Source organism: Antarcticirhabdus aurantiaca (assembly GCF_009765365.1).
Lineage (GTDB): Bacteria > Pseudomonadota > Alphaproteobacteria > Rhizobiales > Rhizobiaceae > Antarcticirhabdus > Antarcticirhabdus aurantiaca.
On record NZ_VTOM01000031.1, the window covers coordinates 36,434 to 55,898 of the forward strand.

At 71.0% G+C, this 19,465-nt stretch carries 14 protein-coding genes; 5 read left to right on the plus strand and 9 right to left on the minus strand.

The window, feature by feature from the left end:
• The 6 genes from FZN60_RS25900 to FZN60_RS25925 all read right to left on the minus strand — a co-directional run bounded on the left by FZN60_RS25900 (position 1) and on the right by FZN60_RS25925 (position 8,837).
• Positions 1 to 888, minus strand: coding sequence for an ABC transporter substrate-binding protein (locus tag FZN60_RS25900; protein WP_158876800.1), 888 nt, complete (start codon positions 886 to 888; stop codon positions 1 to 3).
• Positions 889 to 890: 2 nt separating this feature from the next.
• Positions 891 to 3,134, minus strand: a complete 2,244-nt coding sequence (locus FZN60_RS25905; protein ID WP_246727210.1) for a TonB-dependent siderophore receptor — start codon at positions 3,132 to 3,134, stop codon at positions 891 to 893.
• A gap of 124 nt (positions 3,135 to 3,258) precedes the next feature.
• A complete protein-coding gene (locus FZN60_RS25910) occupies positions 3,259 to 4,284 on the minus strand; it encodes a 3'-5' exonuclease (RefSeq protein ID WP_158876802.1) in 1,026 nt (341 codons plus the stop codon).
• Between the two features lie 743 nt (positions 4,285 to 5,027).
• Positions 5,028 to 7,283 carry a xanthine dehydrogenase family protein molybdopterin-binding subunit gene (locus FZN60_RS25915; protein WP_158876804.1) on the minus strand — a complete coding sequence of 752 codons (2,256 nt, stop codon included), beginning with the start codon at positions 7,281 to 7,283 and terminating at the stop codon, positions 5,028 to 5,030.
• Entirely contained in the window at positions 7,276 to 8,337 is a 1,062-nt protein-coding gene (locus FZN60_RS25920) for an FAD binding domain-containing protein (protein ID WP_158876806.1), read from the minus strand. The genes FZN60_RS25915 and FZN60_RS25920 overlap by 8 nt, the downstream gene beginning before the upstream one ends.
• Complete coding sequence (locus FZN60_RS25925; RefSeq protein WP_158876808.1) at positions 8,334 to 8,837, minus strand: (2Fe-2S)-binding protein; 504 nt, start codon at positions 8,835 to 8,837, stop codon at positions 8,334 to 8,336. The genes FZN60_RS25920 and FZN60_RS25925 overlap by 4 nt, the downstream gene beginning before the upstream one ends.
• Before the next feature lie 169 nt (positions 8,838 to 9,006).
• Here FZN60_RS25925 and FZN60_RS25930 point away from each other — a divergent pair, with 169 nt between their 5' ends.
• Positions 9,007 to 9,615 (plus strand): TetR/AcrR family transcriptional regulator, encoded by a 609-nt coding sequence (locus FZN60_RS25930; RefSeq protein WP_158876810.1) that lies wholly within the window; start codon positions 9,007 to 9,009, stop codon positions 9,613 to 9,615.
• Positions 9,616 to 9,646: 31 nt separating this feature from the next.
• Here the strand turns inward: FZN60_RS25930 and yghU are convergent, their stop codons facing one another.
• The 3 genes from yghU to solA form a co-directional block, all read right to left on the minus strand.
• Positions 9,647 to 10,522, minus strand: coding sequence for a glutathione-dependent disulfide-bond oxidoreductase (gene yghU, locus FZN60_RS25935; protein ID WP_158876812.1), 876 nt, complete (start codon positions 10,520 to 10,522; stop codon positions 9,647 to 9,649).
• Between the two features lie 440 nt (positions 10,523 to 10,962).
• Positions 10,963 to 12,435 (minus strand): mannitol dehydrogenase family protein, encoded by a 1,473-nt coding sequence (locus tag FZN60_RS25940; protein WP_158876814.1) that lies wholly within the window; start codon positions 12,433 to 12,435, stop codon positions 10,963 to 10,965.
• A 130-nt stretch (positions 12,436 to 12,565) separates the two neighbouring features.
• The gene (gene solA / locus FZN60_RS25945) at positions 12,566 to 13,720 is read right to left on the minus strand and encodes an N-methyl-L-tryptophan oxidase (RefSeq protein WP_158876816.1); all 1,155 of its coding nucleotides are present in this window, start codon (positions 13,718 to 13,720) and stop codon (positions 12,566 to 12,568) included.
• A 171-nt stretch (positions 13,721 to 13,891) separates the two neighbouring features.
• Here solA and FZN60_RS25950 point away from each other — a divergent pair, with 171 nt between their 5' ends.
• Genes FZN60_RS25950 through FZN60_RS25965 form a run of 4 tightly spaced genes read left to right on the plus strand, consistent with a single transcriptional unit; the run spans position 13,892 to position 19,464 of the window.
• Positions 13,892 to 15,553, plus strand: a complete 1,662-nt coding sequence (locus tag FZN60_RS25950; protein ID WP_158876818.1) for an ABC transporter substrate-binding protein — start codon at positions 13,892 to 13,894, stop codon at positions 15,551 to 15,553.
• Between the two features lie 22 nt (positions 15,554 to 15,575).
• Entirely contained in the window at positions 15,576 to 16,541 is a 966-nt protein-coding gene (locus tag FZN60_RS25955) for an ABC transporter permease (RefSeq protein ID WP_158876820.1), read from the plus strand.
• Positions 16,538 to 17,419, plus strand: coding sequence for an ABC transporter permease (locus FZN60_RS25960; RefSeq protein ID WP_158876822.1), 882 nt, complete (start codon positions 16,538 to 16,540; stop codon positions 17,417 to 17,419). The genes FZN60_RS25955 and FZN60_RS25960 overlap by 4 nt, the downstream gene beginning before the upstream one ends.
• A gap of 8 nt (positions 17,420 to 17,427) precedes the next feature.
• Complete coding sequence (locus FZN60_RS25965; protein ID WP_246727212.1) at positions 17,428 to 19,464, plus strand: ABC transporter ATP-binding protein; 2,037 nt, start codon at positions 17,428 to 17,430, stop codon at positions 19,462 to 19,464.
• Position 19,465 lies beyond the last annotated feature (1 nt).

Consider the following 19,465-nt stretch of genomic DNA (forward strand, 5'->3'; position numbering starts at 1 on the left):
TCATGACGTTCCCAGTGCCTGGGCCAGGATGCGGGCGAGGCGGCCCGCCGCGTCGAGCCCGCCGAAGGGCCAGACCGGCGGCACCTGGAAGACGCGGCCTTCGCGCACCACCGGCAGGTTCGCCCAGAGGGAGCTCGCCTCGAGGCGCAGGCGCACGGGATCGGGCAGCGGGTCGAGAAGGGCGAGGCGCGTGTTCTCGGGCAACGTCGCGAGGCGCTCGATGCCGACATAGGAGAAGCCCCAGCCGCCGGTCTCGCCGTCCCAGGCGTTCAGGAGGCCGATGCGGTCGAGGACCTCGTCGACGAGGCCCGAGGCGTAGATGCGGATCGAGCGCTCCTCGAAGAGGCTGGCGACGCATACCGGCGCGCCGGCAAGCGGAGCGAGGCCCGCGCGGGCGGCGTCGAAGGCGGCTTGCGTTTCCGCTTCGAGGCGGAGCGCGGCCTCCGGGCGGTCGATCCGCTCGGCGAGCCGCCGGGCCTCCGCCGCGGCGTTGGCGAGGGCGCTTTCGCCGTCCGCCGGGATGGTCTTGAGGGTGTGGACGGGCGCGAGGCTGGCGAAGGTGCCGGCGTCGACGCCGTAGCCTTCCGTCACGACCACGAGGTCGGGCGCGATCTCGACCAGGAGTTCGAGGTTCGGCTGGAAGCGCGAGCCGAGGTCGATCACCGAGCGCGGCATCGCCGGCTCGACCACCCAGGTCGGATAGTCCGGCACGTCGCCGGCGGCGACCGGCGCCACGCCCAGCGACAGGAGCGTCGCCGCGGCCGTCCATTCGACGCAGGCGACGCGCATGTCGGCGGCGAAGGCCGGGCGCACCGCGAGGCCGGCCGCGCCGAGCGCCAGGAAGGCCCGGCGCGACAAGGCGCCGGTGCCTGTTTTCGGAAACGTCATGCCTACCAGCGGATCGAGGCCTTGCCGACGACCCGGCGTCCTTCGCCGTTGAAGCAGAAGAAGTCGCGATTGCCGCAGGAGGCCACGTATTCCTTGTCGAAGAGGTTGGTGGCGTTGACCGAAAGCTCGATGTTCTCGCGCTCGTAGCTGATCAGCGCGTCGACCACGGTCGCGCTCGGAACCTTGAAGGTGTTCCCATCGTCGCCGAAGCTCGATCCGACGTAGCGAACGCCCGCGCCGAAGCCGAGGCCGTCGAACATCGAGCCGTTGCGGATCGTATAGTCCGCCCAGGCCGAGGCCGTGTGCTTGGGAACGGTGGTCGGCACCAGACCCTCGAGGCCCCCGTCCGGGTCCTCGGTGATCTCGGGGTCGAGGTAGGTGTAGGCGAGGCGCAGGTCGAGGCTGTCGGTGAGGGAGGCCACCGCCTCCAGCTCCAGGCCGCGCGAGGTGATCTGGCCGGTCTGGCGCGGCTGGAAGGTCGCGCCAACCGCGTCGAAGCGGATCACGTCGTCGCGCACGATGTCGAAGACGGCGGCCGTCAGCATCGCGTTCCAGCCTGGCGGCTCGTACTTGATGCCGGCCTCGTACTGGCGCCCCGTTTCCGGTTCGAAGAGGTTGCCCGAGGCGCCGACGTCGAGCGGCGGCAGGAAGGACTCGGAATAGGTGACGTAAGGAGCGAGGCCGTTGTCGAAGTTGTAGATGAGGCCGACGCGGCCGGTGAAGGCCTCGGCGTCGGCCGTGTCGTCGACGGCGCTCAGGAAATCGCTCGTCGGGCGCTCCAGCTCGGTCGTCGCCCAGTCGTAGCGGCCGCTCAGCAGCAGAGACAGGCGGTCGAACTTGACCTGGTCCTGGAGGTAGAGGCCGGTCTGCCGCTGCCTGACGGTGTTGTCGTAATACGCGCCGAGGCGCGTCACCGGGCTGCCATAGACCGGGTTGAACACGTCGATCGGCCCGGCGGCGTAGAGGTCGATGCGGTCGTCGAAGCGCGTGTAGCGGTAGTCGAGGCCGCCGAGCAGCGTGTGGCCGAGGACGCCCGTCTCGAACTCGGCCTGGAGCTGGTTGTCGATCGCGAAGGTGTCGAGATCGGCCGCGCCGGTTCCGCCGCTGCGGTTGAGGAGGCCGGCATCCTCGTCGAGGTAGCCGCCGCCGTTGAGGCTCGCCTCGTCGTGGCGGATGCCGGCATAGCGGGCGTTCTGGCGCAGCGTGAAGGTCTCGTTCAGCTGGTGGGAGAACTGCCAGCCGACCGAGCCGAGGTCGGTGTCGTAGTAGTCGAAGTCCGGCTCGCCGAGGAAGCGGTCGACCGGGATGCGGCGGCCGTTGTTGGGGTAGACGGTGCCGGAGGCCGGATTGAACTGGAGGCCCCAGCCGGCGCGGTCGCGCTGGTAGTTGCCGGAGATCGTCAGGCTCGTTTCCGGATCGGGGTTCCAGGACAGCACCGGCGCGATGAACAGGCGGTCGTCGTCGACGTGGTCGACCTGGTTGCCGGAATCGCGCGCGACGCCCGTCAGGCGATAAGCGAAGGGGCTGCCGTCGGAGACTGGGCCGGACACGTCGAAGCGCCCTTCCAGGAGGCCGAAGCTGCCGCCGAGGAGCTGGATCTCGCGCAGCGTCTCGTCGGTCGGCTTCTTGGAGACGTAGTTGACGAGGCCGCCCGGGCCGCTCTGGCCGTAGAGCACCGAGGAGGGGCCCTTCAGGATCTCGATGCGCTCGGCGCCGTAGGGGTCGAGGCCGAAGAAGTTGATGACGGTGCTGGACGGCAGGCGCAGCCCGTCGAAGAAGGCGGAGTTGGCGGTGGCGTCGAAGCCGCGGATGGCAAAGCCGCCGAAGCGCGTGTCGGAGCCGCCGGTGAACTCGGGCGTGACGCCCGCGCTGTAGCGCGTCGCCGCGCGGATCGAGCGCGATTCCTGCCGTTCGATCTGGTCGGCCGTGACCACCGACACCGATTGCGGCGTCTCGATGAGCGGCGTGTTGCTCTTGGTGGCGCCGGCGCTGCGCTGGGCGACGAAGCCCTGCTGCTGGTTCGGCTCGCCCGGCCCGGTGTCCTGCGTCGTGACGGTGCCGGAGCCCTCGCCGGCTTCGCCGCCGGTGCCCTCGGTCTCGCCGGAAACGGTGACGGTCTCGAGCTGGATCACCTCCTGCGCCGACGAAGCGCCGCCTCCCGCCGCCAGGAGCAGCATCGCGGCGAGCGCCGGACGGGACGCGGTGTGCAGGAGGCAGGCGAGCGGCAGGGCGGAGCGAACGGACACGAGGCGATTCCCGGAAGAGCTGATAAGATGATTTATCAACTCAACTTAATATCCGGCAACCGGCTCCGTTGCCGGCTAAGTGCGGGGTCTCCCCCTTGTGGCCAAAAAGTGACGGGCCCGCCCGTCAGGCCTTGTAGCGCTCGCAGGCGGTGAGGCGCTGCACGTGGAGGTCGACGTCGGCGCGGTAGATCTCGCGGCGCAGGAACTCGGTCTCCTCCTCGCGCGCCTCCTCGGCGATCTCGCGCCACCAGCATTTCGGGCGCCCGTCGCTGCCGTCGTTCCAGCGATAGCCGCGTGCCTTGAGGACGTCCTTGGTGTGGAAGGGCGAGGCGATGGCGAAGAGGCGCAGCCGCGCCCGCGCCGCGGAGGCGAGAAGCTGGCGGAACGGCGGCTCGGCGGCCGCGCGCGCGGGCTGCGCGAGGACTTCGAGCAGCGCGTGGCAGTCGTCAACGGCGCGGTGACCGTTGTGGAAGTAGCCGCTCTGACCGACGAGGTAGCCGAGCTTGGTGCCTTCGAAGCCGAGGCCGGTCCAGTCGACCTCCGCCACCGAGCAGGCCCAGGGCTTCGCCTCGAAGCCGGGCGCGAAGCGCTCGCAGAACGGGCGGTCGAAGCGGGCATTGTGCGCGATCACGAGGTCGGCCGGCTCGACGAAGCGGCGCACCGCTTCCGGGTCGATGGTCCGGCCGGCCACCATCTCGGCCGTAATGCCGGTGATGCGGGTGATCTCGGCCGATATCGGCAGGCTCGGGCAGCGCAGCTCGGAAAAGACGCCGACGACCTCGCCGATGCCGGTCTCGTCATAGGTGAAGGCCAGCATGCCGAGCTCGATGATCTCGTCGCGGCCGTGGTCGAGCCCGGTGGTTTCGGTGTCGAGAACGATGCCGATGCGCGTGGAGGCCGCGCGCGGAACCGGCAGCGGCCGCACCGGCCGCGGCTCCAGCCGGCGCAGCACGCGGTAGTCTCCGCTGGCTTCCAGCCGGCGCGCCATCTCCGCCTCGTCCGGGACGAGAGGCGCCGCCCGCACCGACCGCGCCTGCCGGCGCCGGGTCTGGTCGTCGAGGCGCGCCGCCGCGAACGCGTCGAGTCCGTCCTGCCGCACCTCGGCGAAGAGGTCGCCCTGCGAGGCGTCGGACAGGAGGCGGCGTTTCATCGGCATGGGCGTCCAGGCGATCGGGCGGACCCGCGATCGGCTTTCGCGTCGGGCCCGCATGGTCCCATGACCTTGTTCGGCGCGGGTGAAGGAAAACCTGCCGACCTGTTCGAAGGCGTGCTTATCCCCAGAATTGCGCGCCGCCGCGCTCGATCTCCGGGCCTCGTCCGACGCTGGACTCGAAGAGATGGCGGGACCGGCCGCGGCGGCCTGCCGTTTCGTGGACGTCGACGATCCGTCCTTCACGGTAACGCCGGACGGCGGCGAGAACCGCGCCGTCGCCTGCGCCCTTCACGGCTAGGACAACAAGACGTTCCTGACCTGGGGCGACGATCGTCTTGTCGAGACCGGCGACGGAGCAGCCCCGGCGGCCCGTTTCCTGCGGCCCGCTCGGAGGGAGCGGTACCGGCGAATCGAAGCAACTTAAGTAAAACGCCGCACCTTCCGAACAAAAGGGCGAGGAGATGCGTTGCCACAGATGTGACGCAACTTCGACGTCTTGGGAGGACAGGCCGTGACCACGATGGACTTCATTCTCGGCGTGACGCTCGTCGCGACCGGCGTGAGCGGATTTCTCGCGGCGCTCGGCTGGGCCGCCGACCGGCACCGTCCGCGCCACCACTGACGGGCACGCGCGGACGAGCCGGCAGCCCGTCCGCGATCGGGTCCTCAACCTCCTGATATCGCCGCATGATCCGGCGGCGAGGCGGACCTGCTCCGCCTCGATTCGTTCGGAGATGCGCTTAGTCGAGGAGATCGGCGAGGCCGATCGGGAAGCGACGGACGCGCTTGCCGGTGGCATGCCGGATCGCGTTGGCGATGGCGCCGCCGGTCCCCGTGATGCCGATCTCGCCGACGCCCTTGATGCCGAGCGCGTTGACGTGCGGGTCGTCCTCGTGGACGAGGATCGCTTCGAGGGAGGGCACGTCGGCGTTCACCGGCACGTGGTACTCGGCAAGGTCCGCGTTCATCACCCGGCCCGAGCGCTTGTCGACGACGGCGTGCTCGTGAAGGGCGAAGGACACGCCCCAGATCATCCCGCCGAGGAGCTGGCTGCGCACCATGCGCGGGTTGATCACCCGCCCCGCCGCGAAGGCGCCGACGAGCCGCGTTACCCGAACCTGTCCGAAATCGGGATCGACCTTCACCTCCGCGAAGACCGCCCCGTGGGCGTGCATGGCGTAGGCCTCCTGCGCCGCGGGGTCCATCGCCGCGCCGCCGTCCGCCTCGATCCGGTCGAGGCCGGCGCGCGACAGGATGTCGGCGAAGCGCTCGCCGCGGCTCTCGTCGTCCCGGCGAACCAGTCGGCCGGCCCGCGCGATCGTGCCGACATTGCCGGCGGCGAAGAGCGGCGAGCGCTCGTCCGCCGTCGCGAGTTCGGCGAGCTTGGCGAGGACGTTGGTGCCGGCCGCGTGCAGCGCCATGCCGGCCGTCGCCGTGTGGCCGGAGCCGCCGGCGATGCCCGCATCCGGGAGGTCCGAAGTGCCGGAGCGGAACTCCACCTCGTCGATCCCGAGCCCGAGCGCGTCGGCGGCGATCTGGGCGAGCGCGGTCCACGCGCCCTGGCCCATGTCGTGGGCGCCGGTCTCCATCAGGCCGCTGCCGTCGCGCCGGATCGTCGCCCGCGCCTTGCCCTGGAACATCAGCGCGGGAAAGGTCGCCGTCCCCATGCCCCAGCCGGTGAGGAGGCCCGCCTCGTCGCGCATCGAGCGCGGCTCCAGCGGCCGGCCCGCCCAGCCGAAGCGCGCGGCGCCCTCCTCGTAGCAGGTCCGCAGCGCCTTGGAAGAGAAGGGCTTGTTCGAGATCGGCTCGACCTCGGCATAGTTGCGCAGGCGAAAGGCGAGGGGGTCCATCCCCGCGGCCTCGGCCGCCTCGTCGATGGCGCTTTCCAGCGCGATCGAGCCGGAGGCCTCGCCCGGCGCGCGCATGAAGAGCGGCGTTCCCGTGTCGAGGCGCACCGCCTCGTAGCTCGTCGCGATCGCCGGGCTGGCATACAGCGTGTGGGCGACGTCGGCGGCCGGCTCGAAGAAGTCGTCGAAGGTGCTCGACGCGGTGCGGGTGTGGTTGGCGAGCGCCGTCATCCCGCCGTCCTCGGACAGGCCGATGCGGATGCGCTGGCGCGTGGGCGCGCGGTGGCCGACGGGGCCGAACATCTGCTCGCGCCGCAGCACCAGCTTGACCGGGCGCCCGGTCATCTTCGCCGCCAGGATGCCGAGGACCTGCGGGCCGCTCGGAAAGCCCTTCGAGCCGAAGCCGCCGCCGAGATAGGGACTGCGGATGTGGACGTTCTCCGGCGAAACGCCGAAGAGCCCGGCGATGCGCCCCTGCGCCATCGCCAGGGCCTGCGTCGGCATGTCGAGCGACAAGCGGTCGCCGTCCCAGCTCGCCACGACGCCGTGCGGCTCCATGGCGTTGTGGTACTGCGCCGGCGTCTCGTAGACGGCCTCGACGCGCCGAACCGCGGCCTGCAGCCCCGCCTCGACGTCGCCCGTCTTGGCTTCCGGCGGATGGCCGGGGCCGACGGCCGGGGGCACGAAGATCTCGGCGCCGTCGAGCCCGGTGCGGGCGGGCTCTTCCTCGTAGCGGGGCGCGAGGAGCGCGGCGCCCTCGGTCGCGGCTTCCAGGGTTTCGGCGACCACCACGGCGATCGGCTGGCCGGGATAGCGGACGCGGTCGTTCTGCAGGAGGTCGAGCCGGAACATGAAGGGGTTGGTCTTGGCGTCCGGGTCCATGGCGAGCGGCGGCCGGTTCGCCGGGGTGATCACCTCGACGACGCCGGGGTGGGCGCGCGCGGTCGCCTCGTCCAGCGAGACGACCCGCCCGCGGGCGATCGTCGAGACGGCGAGAACGGCATAGAGCATGCCCGGCGGATGGTTGTCGGCGGCGAACGTCGCCGTGCCGGTGACCTTGAGGACGCCTTCGCGCCGGGTCATCGGCTGGCCGATGTTGGAGCCGTGCCGCATGTGCCGGGCGTCGTCGGTCAGGCTGATCTCAGACATGGAGGACACCTCCGGGAGCGGGAGCGAAGGGGGAGGCCGGAAGGGCGGGCAGCCGCTCCGGCGTGCCGGCGGCGGCGAGCTGCAGGGCCCGCACCACGATGCGCCGGGCGAGCGGGATCTTGTAGGCGTTGTCGCCGGAGGGCCTGGCATCGGCCAGCGCGATCTCCGCCGCACGCTCGAAGGCGGCGCGGTCGGGCGCCTGTCCGGCGAGCGCGGCCTCCGCTTCCGTCGAGCGCCAGGGTTTGAGCGCGACGCCGCCGAGCGCGAGCCGCGCCTCGCCGATCCGGCCGTCATCCGCCAGGGTCAGCGCGGCCGCCGCGGACACCACGGCGAAGGCGTAGGAGATGCGCTCGCGAACCTTGAGGTAGCGCGAATGGGCGGCGAAGCGGGCGGCCTCGGGCGGCAGGCGGAGGGCGACGATCATCTCGCCCGGGCCGCGCGCCGTTTCGCGCTCCGGCGTCGAGCCGGGCAGGTGGTGGAACTCGGCGAGCGGCACCTCGCGGCGGCCGGCCGGTCCTTCCAGCTCCACCACCGCGCCGAGCGCGGCGAGCGGCACGCAGAAGTCGGACGGATGGGTGGCGATGCAGTGCTCGCTCCAGCCGAGAACGGCGTGGGCCCGGTTCTCGCCGCCGAGGGCGTCGCAGCCGCTGCCGGGCTCGCGCTTGTTGCAGGCGCTCGCCGTGTCGTAGAAATACCGGCACCGCGTGCGCTGGAGGACGTTTCCGGCGGCCGTCGCGGCGTTGCGCAGCTGGCCGGAAGCGCCCGACAGGAGCGCTTCGGCGATCGCGGGATAGCGGGCGGCGAAATCCGGATCGTGGGCGAGGTCGGCGTTGCGCACCAGCGCGCCGATGCGCGTGCTCCCATCGGGAAGGCGCTCCACCGCGTCGAGGCCGGGAAGATGGGTGAGGTCGACGAGCCGATCCGGCCGGGCGATGCCGCCCTTCATCAGGTCGAGGAGGTTGGTGCCGCCGGCCAGGAAGGCGGCGCCGGGCGCGGCCGCGGCCGCCACGGCTTCGGCCAGGGTCCCGGGACGGACGTATTCGAACCTGTTCATGCCGCCTTCTCCTGGCGTCCGCTCGCCTCGGCCATGCGCGCGCCCGCCTCGATCACCGCCTCGGTGATGCCGGCATAGGCGCCGCAGCGGCAGAGATTGCCGCTCATGCCCTCGCGCACCCGCTCGGGATCGCCGCCCGCCTGCGCTTCCGCGATGAGGCCGACGGCGCTCATGATCTGGCCCGGCGTGCAGTAGCCGCACTGGAAGCCGTCATGGGCGATGAAGGCCGCCTGGACGGGGTGCAGCTCGCCGTTCGTGGCGAGGCCCTCGATCGTGGTGACGCTCGATCCGTCGAGGCTGACCGCGAGGGCGAGGCAGGAATTGACGCGCCGCCCGTCGAGAAGAACCGTGCAGGCGCCGCATTGGCCGCGGTCGCAGCCCTTCTTCGTGCCGGTCAGGTCGAGCCGCTCGCGAAGGAGGTCGAGCAGCGTCACGCGCGGATCGTCGAGGTCGATCCGCCGCTCCTCACCGTTGATTGTCAGGCGAATGGAATGGTTCATGCCGTCACCCGTTCAGTGATAAGTCGAACCGGATTGATCGAAGTCGCCGCCGGCGCCCGCGCGCTAGGCGGCGCTGGATCGATGGTCGCGCCGATCCGTCGACCGGCCTGCACGCAATTATACGGAGGGTCCCTCCGTTTTCAAGCCTGGAGGAGTTCCAAGGTCCAAAATGGTCACGGACCCGAACAAAGCAACGCGCAAGCCCCGCGCCGATTCGCTGCGAAACCGCGAGCGCCTGCTGGCGGCGGCGGCCGAGATCTTCCGCGCCGGCGGCCCCGAGGCGAGCCTGGAAGCGGTGGCCCGGCGCGCCGGGGTCGGCATCGGCACGCTCTACCGTCACTTCCCGACGCGCGAGGCGCTGTTCGAGGCGATCTACCGGCGCGAGGTGGAGCAGCTGGCGGGGCTGGCCGAGGCGCTCGCCAAAAGCGAGCCGCCGTTTCGGGCGTTGCGGCTCTGGCTTCACGCGGGCGTCCGGCTGACCGCGACGAAACGCGGCATGCTGACCGCCCTGACGCTGGCGATCGACAAGTCGTCGGAGATCTACGCCTTCTCCTCCGCGCAGCTGACCCTGGCGCTCGGCGTTCTTCTGCGGCGCGCGAGCGCCGCCGGCGAGGTGCGCGGCGACGTCGAGCCGGAGGATGTTCTCCAGGCCCTCGTCGGCCTGTCGCTCATGGGCCGGCAGGAGGATTGGGAAACCAACGTCATCCGCCTCGTCGACATCTTCGTCGACGGGCTGCGCGCGGCCGCGCCGCTTCCGGCCGACGCGGTCGCGGGCTGAGCCGCGCCGGCGCGAGCCCGCGGCCGCTCCGTCAGGCCTGGGGCGCGACCTTGTCCTGCGTCTTCGTGTCGAAGTCGCTCGCCTCGTGCCGCTCGTGGAGCTGGCTCGCCGGATCGCCGAAGACGCGGTTCACCATGCGGCCGCGCTTCACCGCCGGGCGGGCGCCGACGAGCTCGGTCCAGCGCTGGAGGTTCTTGTAGTCCTGGACCTGCAGGAACTCGCCCGCCTCGTAGATCTCGCCCCGGGCGAGCACGCCGTACCAGGGCCAGATCGCCATGTCGGCGATGGTGTAGTCCGGCCCGGCGACGTATTCGCTCTCCGCCAGCCGGCGATCGAGGACGTCGAGCTGGCGCTTGGCCTCCATGGCGTAGCGGTTGATCGCGTATTCGATCTTGACCGGGGCATAGGCGTAGAAGTGCCCGAAGCCGCCGCCGAGAAAGGGGGCGCTGCCCATCTGCCACTGCAGCCAGGACAGCGTTTCGGCGCGCGCCGCGCGGTTCTGCGGCAGGAAGGCGCCGAACTTCTCGGCGAGGTACATCAGGATCGAGCCGGACTCGAAGACGCGCACCGGCTCGGGCTCGCTCCGGTCGAGAAGGGCGGGGATCTTGGAGTTCGGGTTCACCGACACGAAGCCGCTGCCGAACTGGTCGCCGTCGTTGATGCGGATGAGCCAGGCGTCGTACTCGGCCCCGCCATGGCCGAGGGCGAGAAGCTCCTCCAGCATGATGGTGACCTTCACGCCGTTGGGCGTGGCGAGCGAGTAGAGCTGAAGCGGATGGCGACCGACCGGCAGTTCCTTGTCGTGGGTCGGCCCGGCGATCGGCCGGTTGATGTTGGCGAAGCGCCCGCCGCTCGCCTTGTCCCAGGTCCAGATCTTCGGCGGTACGTAGTCGGCGCTGTCGGTCATCTGAGGTCTCCGAAGGAGGAATCGCGCGAGATATGGGCAAGGGCGCGTGCGATGCCAACGTGGAACGCCGAGCCGGCACGCGGCCGCCAACCATTTCTTCACCGGTCGCGGGCCAGGGTGCAATCACCTCGGGCGGTTGTCAGCGACGCCAGTTCCGGGAACTCGGCCGGCGGCGGGGCGATCGACCCAATCTCGTCCCGCTGCCGCGCGCCGCTTAACTCTTCCTTAAGCCTATCGGCCGAGCCTCCTGTTCGACGCAACGAGCAGAGGAGCGATCCGATGGACTCGATCAAGCGCTCGCCGGCCCTGGGCATCCTGGTCGGCATGATCGTGGCCGGCTTGCCGGTGGCGGTCGTCATGCTGGCCTGAGCCAAATCCGGACAAAGCCCGACCGGCGGCATGCCGCCGGTCGGCGCGCCGGCCTTCGAGGCCGGATGCCCTCAGGCCGGCTTCTGCCGGAGATAGTCCTCGACCGTGTCGCGCACGCCGCGTGCCCAGAGCGAGCGCAGGTGCCCCGCGAAAGCCTCGGCATAGCGCGGGTCCTCTCCGAGGTCGCCGAAGACGCGGCGCATCGCCAGGAAGCGCGAGGGGTCTTGCCTCGCCTCGATGGCCGCGGCGCGGATCGTGTCCCAGTCGGGATCGTTCGGCTCGATCGGAGTTCCATCCTCCAGCTCGCCATAGGCGTAGCGGCACCACAGCGCCGAAACGAGCGCGAGGCCCGATACGTCCTCCCCGCGCGCCAGGAGCTCGCGCGCCGCCGGCAGCACGAACTTCGGCTGGCGGTTCGAGCCGTCGAGGCAGAGGCGGCGGGTCGTGTCGCGCACCTCTGGATTGCCGAAGCGGTGGGTGACGGTGGCGAGATAGTCCTCGCGGCTCACCCCCTCGATCGAGGGCGAGGCGGGCAGGAGGTAGTTCGTTTCCACGCTGGCGAGGAAGCGGGCGACGAGCGGCTCGCGCATCGCCTCGTGGACGAGCTCGATGCCGAGGAGCGCGGCGGGGTAGGCGATCGTCGCGTGGCCGGCATTGAGGATGCGCAGCTTCATCAGCTCGTAGGGCGTGACGTCCTCGACGAAGGTGACGCCGACGGCCTCCAGCGCGGGGCGGCCGCTGGCGAAGCGGTCCTCGATCACCCACTGCTTGAAGGGCTCGCAGAAGACCGGCCGCTTGTCGGCGATCGCCTTCTGCGCCTTCAGCTGCTCGACCTGCTGCGGCGTCGTCGCCGGCGTGATGCGGTCGACCATCGAGTTGGGAAAGGTGACGCTCTGCGCGATATGGGCCGCGAGGTCCGGATCGGCGGCACGGGCGAGACCTTCCACGAGGGTGCGCGTCAGGTCGCCGTTGTGGGGAAGGTTGTCGCAGGACAGGACCGTCAGCGGCGGGGCGCCGGCGGTCCGGCGCGCGGCGATGGCCGACACGATGAGGCCGAAGACCGTGCGGGCTTCGTCGAGGTTGCCGGCATCGGCGACGAGGTCGGGATGGCCGAGGTCCGGCTTGTCGCCGGAAACGTAGTAACCGCCTTCCGTGATGGTGAGCGAGACGATGCGCGTGTCGGGCGCGGTCAGTGCCGCGAGCATGGCGGCGCGGTTCCCCGGCTCGACGAAGTCGACGAGCGCGCCGATCACCCGCGTGTCCGCGCCCGCTTCCGACACTTCGGTCACGGTGTAGAGGCAGTCCTGCGAAACGAGGTCGTCGCGAAGGCCCTTGTCCTCCAGGCGCACCGACAGGCCCGTCACGCCCCATTCGTGGGCCTGGCCCTGCCCGAACAGTTCGTCGAGGTAGACGAGCTGGTGGGCGCGGTGGAAGTTGCCGACGCCGATATGGACGATGCCGGCCCTGAGGGCGGCGCGGTCGTAGGAGGGCACGGCTGCGGTCGCGGACAAGGCGCCGAGGGCGGCGGCTTCGACGGGCGTCATCGGCGGATCTCCTCCAGGTGCCGTGGGCCGACGCAGCGGGCCCGGGCGGTCATGGCGATGGTGCTACGCCCGGCGGCGCGGGGAGGCAAGCGGCCCCGGCGAGCGCTTCAACCTTCGGCAGGACACCCGATCAGGCCGCCGCTTTTCGCGCGAGCGCCTCGAAGCCGAAGGCCTCGACCGGCAGGCGCGAGGCGCCCTCCAGCGCGAGGTCGGCGAGGATCTCGCCGACGACGCTGGCGAACTTGTAGCCGTGGCCCGAACAGGGCGAGGCGACGACGACGCGGCGCTCGCCCGGCAGGTGGTCGAGAAGGAAGTCCTCGCCCGGCAGCATGGTGTAGCGGCAGGTGGTCGTCGCCAGCCGCGGCCCGGCGGCGAGCGGCAGGCGGCGGGCAATGAACTCGTCGAGGAGGTCGGTGTCGCGCGCGTTCGCCGGGGCGTCCGCCTGGTCGGGATCGCCGACCGGCTCGCGGAAATGCGCGTGCTTGCCGACCTTGACGCCGTCCGGCCCCAGCGCCGGCATGCCGAAGAAGGAGCCGACGGGGCCGGCATCGCGCAGGAAGACGGGCATGGTGCCGAGCGCCGTCGCGGCCTTGTTCTTCGGCTCGTACCAGGCGACGACCTGGCGGATCGGCTGGGCGAGGCCGCGAAGCGCGGGCACCAGCTCGGCGATCCACGGGCCGGTCGCGACGACGACGGCCTTCGCGCGCAGGCGCTCGGAGCCGATGCGCAGCGTCACCCCCGCATCGTCCGGCTCGATCGCCTCGACGCGCGTGTCCAGCCGCAGCTCGGCGCCGTTCGCGCGCGCCCAGTCGAGATGCGCGGCGACGGCGACTTCGGGCCGCACGAAGCCGCCCTGGTGCTCCAGGACGGCGATCTCGTCGGGATCGAGCGCGAAGGCGGGAAAGCGCGCGGCCATGGCGGAGGGGTCGAGGACCTCGTGGGCGAGGTCGTATTCCCGGCAGGAGGCGAGCGTGCCCGACACGATCGGACTGTCCGGCCGGCCGATCTGGAGGACGCCGGTGATGGTCAGCACCTCCCGGCCCGTGTGCCGCTCCAGCGCGCGCCAGGTCTCGTAGGCGCGGCGCAGCATCGGCACGTAGCTCGGATCCTCGAAATAGCCGAGGCGGATGATGCGGCTGTCGCCGTGCGAGGAGCTCAAGCTGTTGGCGGGCGTGCGCGCCTCGATGCCGATGGCCTTCGCGCCGCGCGCGGCGGCCTGCGCCAGCGCCGCGCTGCCCATGGCGCCGAGTCCGATCACCGCGACGTCGCAATCGAAAGGAGCCATCGGGGCCTCGCTTTGGGTCGGAAATGCGACGCCGGCTTATCATTTGACCGGCGTCGCGGGCGGCGGGGAGTTTAGTCCCGGAAAATCTTCCGTCAAACTGACCATTCGGCCGGTTGCACTGATTTCAAACTTGTCTAATCATCGGGCAATCCGGATCGGGGGATCGCCGCCATGTCGCGTTTCATCAAGACCTTGGACCAGCTGCGGCGGGGGCGGACACCCCTCGAGAACCAGGTCGTGGACGAGTTCCTCGCCGGCCGTCTCGACCGCCGCGCCTTTCTGCGCCACGGCAGCCGCATCGGCCTTTCCGCCGCCGTCATGGCGGGCGTGTTGAAGGGTGTCGGCATCGACCCGGTCGGCCGCGCCCTGGCGCAAGAGGCCAAGCCCGGCGGCACGGTGCGCGTCGCGCAGATCACCCCGGCCGGCGCCATCGAGCCGGTCTCGGTCTACGACCAGGGCGGCCTCCTGCCGCTCCAGCTCGTCGGCGACTTCCTCGTCATGGACGGGCCGGACCTGCGGCTCCGGCCCATGCTCGCGACCTCCTGGGAGCCGAACGAGGACGGCAGCGTCTGGACCTTCAAGCTGCGCGAGGGCGTCAAGTTCCACGACGGCCGGACCATGACGGCCGACGACGTCGTCGCCTCGATCGACCGTCTCGCCGACCCCGCCAACGGCTCCAACGCGCTCTCGGCGCTGAAGGGCGTCCTGTCCAAGGGCGGCACCACCAAGGTCGACGACCTGACGGTGCGCTTCACCCTCGACGCGCCGAACGGCAACTTCCCCTATTACGTCTCCACCGACAACTACAACGCCATCATCGTGCCCGCCGATTATGCCGGCGACTTCGAGAAGACCTTCAACGCGACCGGCCCCTTCAAGCTGGACAGCTACACCCCGAAGGTCGGGCTGAGTCTGGTGCGCAACCCGGACTATTGGGACGGGCCGGCGCTGATCGATCGGGTCGAGCTCTCCTTCTACGCCGAGCTGCAGCCGCAGATCCTCGCCCTCCTCGGCGGCCAGGTCGACATGATCCAGCAGGTCTCGGTCCAGGGCGGCCAGACCCTCCTCGACAACCCGGCGGTCAACATCATCCGCCTGAAGTCGAACGCCCACCGCCAGATCCACATGAAGAACAAGGGCGGCTTCGCCGACAAGCGGGTGCGCCAGGCCATGGCCATGACGCTCGACCGGCCGGCCATCGTGAAGGGCCTGTTCAAGGGCATGGCGGATCTGGGCAACGACAGCCCCTTCGCGCCCGTCTTCCCCTCCACCGATCCGAACGTGCCCCAGCGCGTCAAGGACATCGACAAGGCCAAGGCTCTCATGGCCGAGGCCGGCATGGGCTCGGGCTTCGACGTCACCTTCACGACGATGCAGATGCAGGAGCTGCCGACGCTCGCGACCTTGCTGCGCAACGCGGCGAGCGAGATCGGCATCCGCGTCAACCTCAAGATCGAGGACGTCGGCGCCTATTACGGCGACGCCGTGCCGGGCAAGTCGGACTGGCTGGATTCCGAGTTCGGCATGACCGACTACGGTCATCGCGGCACGCCCAACGTCTTCCTCTCCGCGCCCCTCCTCAGCACCGGCACCTGGAACTCGGCCGAGTTCAAGAACCCGGAATACGACCGCCTCGTCGCCTCCTACATCGCCGCGCTCGACCCGGCCGACCAGAAGGCGCAGGCCGGCGCGATTCAGACGCTTCTCCTCGACGAGACGCCGGTGATCTTCCCCTATTTCTACGACTACCTCTCGGCGACCGTGCCGAACCTCCAGGGCGTCGAGACCACGGCCATGGGGCAGATCTTCCTCCACAAGGCGAGCTACACCTGACGGGCCGGGGCGACAGGTTCCCATGCCGCACGCCCTCGGCCGCTTCCTCGCCAAGCGCTTAGGCCTCAGCCTCCTCACGCTCTGGCTCCTCAGCGTCGTCGTGTTCCTCGGCACCCAGGTGCTGCCGGGGGACCCGGCCCGCGCCATTCTCGGGCCGCTGGCCGATCCCCGCGCCGTCGCAGCGCTCAACGAGCAGCTCGGCGCCGACCGGCCGCCGGTCGAGATCTATCTCTCCTGGGTCGGCGGGCTGCTGACGGGCGATATGGGCCAGTCCTACGCCTACCGCTCGCCCGTCGCGCCGTTCATCGAGGCGGCGCTGGTCAACTCCCTGAAGCTCGCGGGGATGGTCTTCCTCATCGTCGTGCCGATCGGCATCGGCGCGGGGGTGCTCGCCGCGCTCCATGCCGGCCGCCCGGTGGACCGGGCGATCAGCGTCGCGGGCCTGTCCCTGACGGTGATCCCCGAATTCGTCTCCTCGATCGCGCTCATCCTCGTCTTCGCCGTCATCCTGCGCTGGCTGCCGCTCTCGGCCACATGGCCGCCGGGCGCCGGGCCGCTGACGCAGATGCAGCACCTCCTCCTGCCTGCTCTGCCGCTCGTGATCGTCCTCTTCGGCTACATCGCGCGGATGACGCGGGCGGGCACCGTCGAGGCGTTGTCGGCGGACTACACCCGCACCGCTATCCTCAAGGGCCTGCCCTGGCGCACGGTCCTGTCGCGCCACGTGCTCCGCAACGCGCTGCTCCCCACCATCACCGTGATCGCCGCCCAGATGGGCTACGCGCTCGGCGGCCTCGTCGTCGTGGAATCCCTTTTCCGCTACCAGGGCATCGGCTCGCTGGTGCTCGGCGCCGCGCGCGCCAAGGACTTCGCGATGCTCCAGGCCGGCGTCCTCGTCATCGGCGGCTTCTTCGTCGTGACGACGCTCGCCGCGGACCTCGCCACCGCCATGCTCGATCCGCGCCTGAGAACCGGAGGCCGGCGATGAGCGACCTGTCCGTCCGCGCCCCCGCCGAGATGACGGCGCCCGCCGTAGACCGGCCCCAGCGCGGAACGCTCGCGACGCTCCTGCGCACGCCGAGCTTCCTCGTCGGCGCCGCCATCCTTCTCTTCTGGGGCGTCTGCGCGGCCTTCGCACCGAGCTTCGTGCCCTACGACCCCTATGCCGACGACCTCCTCAACACGCTCTCGCCGCCCTCCGCCGAGCACTGGTTCGGCACCGACCAGATCGGGCGCGACGTCTTCTCGCGCGTCCTCACCGGGGCGCGCGACATCCTGACCATCGCCCCGCTCGCCACCCTCGTCGGCACCGTGGCGGGCACCGCGATCGGCCTCGTCACCGGCTATTTCGGCGGCTGGATCGACGCGATCGTCGGGCGCCTCCTCGAGGTCATGCTGTCGCTGCCCCTCATCATCGTCGCCCTTCTCGTCCTCGTCGCGCTCGGCCCCTCGACGCCGACCGTGGTGGTGGTCGTCGGCCTCGTCTTCGCCCCGCTCGTCGCGCGCACCGTGCGCGCCGCGGTGCTGAGCGAGCGCCACCTCGACTACGTCGCGGCGGCGACCGTGCGCGGCGAGGGGGCCTTCACCATCATGGTGATGGAGATCCTGCCCAACATCCTGCCGCCGATCATCGTCGAGGCGACGGTGCGCCTCGGCTACGCCATCTTCACCATCGCCTCGCTCTCCTTCCTCGGCTTCGGCGTCCAGCCGCCCTCGCCGGACTGGGGCCTGTCGATCGCTGAGAACTACGGCGTCCTCGTCGGCGGCTTCTGGTGGACCGTGGTGTTCGACACGATCGCGACCGCCTCGCTCGTCGTCGCCGTCAACCTCGTCGCCGAATCCCTGCAAAGGGCGCTCGCCGAATGAACGCCCACATGAGCCCCGCCGCCTCGCCCGTTCTCCGCCTCGACGAGCTCAGCGTTTCCTATTCGGTGCGCGGCCGGGCGATGCCCGTGCTGACGAAGGTCAGCCTCGAGGTCGGTCGCGGCGAGGCCTACGGGCTCGTCGGCGAGTCCGGCTCCGGCAAGTCGACGGTCGCGCTCGCCCTCCAGCGCGTGCTGCCGCCAAGCGGCCGCATTTCCGGCGGCCGGGCGCTGATCGAGGGGCAGGACGTCACAAGCCTCGACCGCGCGGCGCTGCGCCGGATGCGCGCCAAGACTGTTGCCATGGTGTTCCAGGACCCCGGCCGGGCGCTGAACCCGTCCCTCACGATCGGGCGCCAGATGGCCGAGGTCTTCGCCATTCTGGGGTCGAGCGCCCGCGAAGCGGCCGAGCGCTCCGAGGCCATGCTCGCGCGCGTGCGCATCTCCTCGCCGGCCCGCGTCATGGGCGCTTACCCGCACCAGCTCTCGGGGGGCATGCAGCAGCGCATGGTGATCGCCATGGCGCTGGCGAAGTCCCCTTCGCTCCTCATCCTCGACGAGCCGACGACGGGCCTCGACGCCACGATCGAGGCGGAGGTGCTCGACCTCGTCGACGATCTGCGGCGCGAGTTCGGCGCCTCGATCCTGTTCATCAGCCACAATCTGGGCGCCATCGCCGGCCTCTGCGACCGCGTCGGCGTGCTCTATGCCGGCCGCCTCGTCGAGGAGGGGCCGGCGCGCGCGCTCTTCGCCGAGCCGCGCCACTCCTATACGGAAGGCCTCTTGCGCTGCCTGCCACGGGCGGGCATGCGCAAGGGCGTCGCGCCCCTCGACGCCATTCCCGGCTTTCCCCCGGCGCCGGGCTCGATCAAACAGGGCTGCGTCTTCGCGCCCCGCTGCGGCCTTTCCGACGAGCGCTGCCGCACGATCGACCCGCCCTTCGCCGTCGTCGGTGAGGGGCGCGCCAGCCGCTGCCACTATCCCGACCGGGTGGCGGACCTCCCCCGCGCGACGCCCGCTCCGGCACTCGCCGTGCCTGCGCGGGACGACGCGGCCGTTCCCGTCCTCGCCCTCGAACCTCTGTCCAAGACCTACGACACCGGCGGCGCCAAGGTCCACGCGCTGCGCGACGTGTCGCTGACGCTGATGCCCGGCGAAACGCTCGGCCTCGTCGGCGAGTCCGGCTCGGGCAAGTCCACGCTCGCCCACGCGCTGCTCGGCCTCCTCGCGCCCGATCCCGGCAGCCGCATCCTTCTCGACGGCAAGGCGCTGCCGCCCGAGGTGCGCTCGCGCTCGGCCGACGAGATCAAGGCCGTCCAGATCGTCTTCCAGAACCCGGACTCGGCGCTGAACCGCTCGCAGAGCGTGCGACGCCTCGTCGGCCGGGCGGTGAAGCGCCTCGCCGGCCTGTCGGGCGCCGCGCGCGAGGCGCAGGTGCGCCGGCTCCTCGATGCCGTGCGGCTCACCGAGCGCCAGTTGCCGGCGCGCCCGCGCCAGCTCTCCGGCGGCATGAAGCAGCGCGTCGCTGTCGCCCGGGCCTTTGCCGGCTCGCCCCGCCTCGTCGTCTGCGACGAGCCGACCTCGGCGCTCGACGTGTCGGTGCAGTCGGCGATCCTGAACCTCCTCGCCGAGCTCCAGGCCGAGCGGCAGGTCAGCTACCTCCTGATCTCCCACGATCTCGGCGTCGTCCGGTACCTGTCCGACAAGATCGCCGTCCTCTACCTCGGGCGCCTGATGGAGGTCGGCCGCGCGACGGACGTCCTCGACGGCCCGCACCATCCCTACACGGAAGCCCTGCTCTCGGCCGCGCCCTCCGTGTCCGGCGAGCGCGGCACCCGCATCCGCCTCGAAGGCCAGGTGCCGAGCGGCCTCAACCCGCCGACCGGCTGCGTCTTCCACACCCGCTGCCCCCGCCGCATCGGCCCGATCTGCGACACTGAGGAGCCGCCGCTCGCCGCCGACGATGCCGGCCACGCCATCCGCTGCCACCTGCCGCGCGAGCAGCTCGGCCGGGCACTGGCCACCGCGCCCGTGGCCGAGCCGGCGTGAA

Bases quoted from the DNA above. Each gene is read 5' to 3' on its own strand.
- FZN60_RS25965 (WP_246727212.1), top strand. From the start codon at position 17,428: ATGAGCCCCGCCGCCTCGCCCGTTCTCCGCCTCGACGAGCTCAGCGTT.
- FZN60_RS25950 (WP_158876818.1), top strand. From the start codon at position 13,892: ATGTCGCGTTTCATCAAGACCTTGGACCAGCTGCGGCGGGGGCGGACA.
- FZN60_RS25940 (WP_158876814.1), bottom strand. From the start codon at position 12,435: ATGACGCCCGTCGAAGCCGCCGCCCTCGGCGCCTTGTCCGCGACCGCA.
- FZN60_RS25955 (WP_158876820.1), top strand. From the start codon at position 15,576: ATGCCGCACGCCCTCGGCCGCTTCCTCGCCAAGCGCTTAGGCCTCAGC.
- FZN60_RS25960 (WP_158876822.1), top strand. From the start codon at position 16,538: ATGAGCGACCTGTCCGTCCGCGCCCCCGCCGAGATGACGGCGCCCGCC.
- FZN60_RS25920 (WP_158876806.1), bottom strand. From the start codon at position 8,337: ATGAACAGGTTCGAATACGTCCGTCCCGGGACCCTGGCCGAAGCCGTG.
- FZN60_RS25910 (WP_158876802.1), bottom strand. From the start codon at position 4,284: ATGAAACGCCGCCTCCTGTCCGACGCCTCGCAGGGCGACCTCTTCGCC.
- FZN60_RS25915 (WP_158876804.1), bottom strand. From the start codon at position 7,283: ATGTCTGAGATCAGCCTGACCGACGACGCCCGGCACATGCGGCACGGC.
- solA (WP_158876816.1), bottom strand. From the start codon at position 13,720: ATGGCTCCTTTCGATTGCGACGTCGCGGTGATCGGACTCGGCGCCATG.
- FZN60_RS25930 (WP_158876810.1), top strand. From the start codon at position 9,007: ATGGTCACGGACCCGAACAAAGCAACGCGCAAGCCCCGCGCCGATTCG.
- FZN60_RS25900 (WP_158876800.1), bottom strand. From the start codon at position 888: ATGACGTTTCCGAAAACAGGCACCGGCGCCTTGTCGCGCCGGGCCTTC.
- yghU (WP_158876812.1), bottom strand. From the start codon at position 10,522: ATGACCGACAGCGCCGACTACGTACCGCCGAAGATCTGGACCTGGGAC.
- FZN60_RS25925 (WP_158876808.1), bottom strand. From the start codon at position 8,837: ATGAACCATTCCATTCGCCTGACAATCAACGGTGAGGAGCGGCGGATC.